Raw genomic sequence first — 2,678 nt, 5'->3', positions numbered from 1 at the left:
TATCCAGCCATGATCTTATTAGTTGATACTATGTACTGATCAGTATCCTTCTCATAGGTATCTTTATTAGCAGCAACCGAGCTAAGAACCTGAACCTGATTCCTAAGGGTTGTATTTTCGGCTTCGATCACAGCCCTTTTCTCATTAAGACCGTAATAGCCGTAATAATAGGTAAGTCCGGCAATTGCAACACCGCCAAATATCATAAGTAAAGCTTTATCTCTTTCAGAAATCTTAGGTGCCATTTGTTAACCTCCATTGGTTGATCCGGTTCCTGCTTCGCCTGATTCATCAGTAGAAAGCTCTCCAGCTTCATCACCAAGATCGTCATCAGTTGAACCATCTGATGCTACTACTGTGCTGCTTTGTGCACTATTATCCGCATTGCTGATATTATCAGTAGCATTATCAGTCTGTGTGGTATCTTCAGTAGCAACATCTGTTTCTGCGATATTTTCGCTAGCATTTTCGTCTGAACTGCTATTTACAGTAGCGTCATCTGTACTTTCACCGGTTACTGCTTCATCAGATGTTCTTTCTGCATATACGCCAACAAGTGTAAATGAGATATAGCCGTCTCCTTCATCTGAAGTTTCATCTGTAATACGGTCTATTGTCACACTTTGAAGCGATTCAAATGTACAGAACTGTTCATAAACATCTGCTGCTTCTTCTTTGGTGCTTACTGACATTGTTATTGAAACAGTAGAGTTATCAGTATTCATAGAAGATACAAGAACATCTGCAGGAAGCTTTTCTTCCATTTCTTCTATAAATTCCACTATATGAGCTGCCGGCTCATCTTTTAGTTCATAGGCCAGGTTAACATATTCATATGCCTGTTTGGACAATGTATACTTTTGGTATATAGGAATAATACTTACTACTTCCTTAAGCTTATTCTTAAGATCTTTATTAGTGTTTTGAGCACTTAAGTACGGCGGAACTGCCATCGCCAGCATAAGTACTGCTGCTCCTGCGCATCCTATAAGTACCAGTCTTGCTATTGATGTTATATCTGTTCCAGTACTCTTAACCTTCTTTTCCTTAATAAGGAAGTCTACAGGCTTTATAGCAGCGCCAATACATCCAACGTATTCACCGAATATTCCATTCTTAAATACCTTGCCAAGCTGTATTCCCTCAAGTGTAGATATCTGCTGAGCTGATACATCAAGGGTATTGGTGATAAGATCATCTATTCCCTGAATAGTTCCACCTATACCTGTAATTAAAACTCTGTCTACCTTTTGACCTTTACTCCTTGAATAGTAAAGATCAAGAACTGTGGAAAGGCCACTTACAAGATTTTCAAATGAGAAGGTTACATTTTCCCGGATCTCTTTGACAAGAGGATCAACTTCCTCCTCTTCATAGAGGCTGCCTGTATCGAGTTCTTCATATGCAGAATTATCATTAGTACCGCTCTCATCATCTGAATTACTACCTTCAGAATTAAAGGTACCATTTTCAGTTTCACTTCCTACAGATTCAGCATTATTATTTCCAAAATCAAAGGCGCCGCCTTCAGTATCAGAGCTCACACCTTCCTGACCGAATCCACCAAAAGGCTGATCAGTATCAGGATTATCCTCCTGCACCTTTTGAGCTTCTTCTTCAGCTTTAGCCATTGCCTGTGCTCTTATTTTTTCTTCCCTTGCCCTATAAAATGCTTCCATGTCAAAAGCCGGATTAACACATTTTACAGTTCTCAAATAACTGATAGCTTCTGAATGGGAAGTATTATCAGAATAGATATGACTGTATATAATTGTATCTACAGCTTCCTCAATACCATAAGGAACTGTTCTTGTAAGACTTTGAACGCCATCCTTCATGACCGTTACGATAGAACTCTTCTCATCTATTTTGATAACGATCTGGCTTCCAACAGAACATTCCTTCTTTACAGCCTGATACAGAGAGTTCCCATCATAGTCAATTGCTTCAATTTCAAGACCTGCTACCTTTGCAAACTCCTTATAGCTATCCAGCATTTCTGTAGGTGCAGCAAGGGCATTGATCCTTATAGACTTACCACCATCTTCATTCTGCAGATTCTCAAGAACTGTATATGAAATACTATATTCAGTAATATCTACAGGAAAATAGTCTGAAGCATTGGCAAGTACAAAATCCCTTATCTGATTCTCCTTGATATATGGAATCTCTACTTCCCTGCTGGCAATTCTGTTAGAAGATACAGAGAATATTACTTTCTTTGCCTTAAAGCCTTTTGCCTTTAACATCTTTTTAAGAGCCTGCGCAAAATTCTCATAGTTATAGAGCATTCCTTCATCAAGAACGCCTTCAGGTGTGGAAAGCATAAGGCTCTTGTAAACCTTGGGGTTTCTTGCCTTATAATCCATCTCTACTATTTCTGTTAGTGTATTTCCGATTTCGATACTTAGGACTTTTGCCATCCTGTTTTATCCTCCGGATTTATGCTGTTCAACAGTTACAATATGCTTCCAAAATACCAGTTGATTATCTTATCTCCAACAAGTAGCGCTGTCATGACTCCGGCCGCCAGATAAGGTCCAAGCGCAAGTACATGACCTTTATTACTTATCTTCATGCGAATAAGATGTATTACACTTCCATATATACAACCAAGGAAGAAAGCCAGAATATTAAGCTTCCATCCTATAAGTAGTCCTGTCGCTGCCATGAGTTTT

2 protein-coding genes and 1 pseudogene are annotated in these 2,678 nt (G+C 38.9%); all 3 read right to left on the bottom strand.

From position 1 onward, the window contains the following. A partial coding sequence (locus K6G87_RS13910; protein WP_296838511.1) for a hypothetical protein occupies window positions 1–245 on the bottom strand: 245 nt, incomplete at its 3' end. Between the two features lie 3 nt (window positions 246–248). After that, window positions 249–2,423: a pilus assembly protein PilM gene (gene pilM, locus K6G87_RS13905; protein ID WP_296838509.1), complete on the bottom strand. Its 2,175-nt coding sequence runs from the start codon at window positions 2,421–2,423 to the stop codon at window positions 249–251. A gap of 35 nt (window positions 2,424–2,458) precedes the next feature. Then, window positions 2,459–2,678, bottom strand: a pseudogene (locus K6G87_RS13900) (prepilin peptidase); the annotation flags it as partial.

The organism is Butyrivibrio sp., assembly GCF_024699075.1.
This window is presented reverse-complemented; position numbering and strand designations above follow the sequence as displayed.

Excerpts from the sequence above, each read along its gene's own strand:
- pilM (WP_296838509.1), bottom strand. The coding sequence starts at position 2,423 with ATGGCAAAAGTCCTAAGTATCGAAATCGGAAATACACTAACAGAAATA.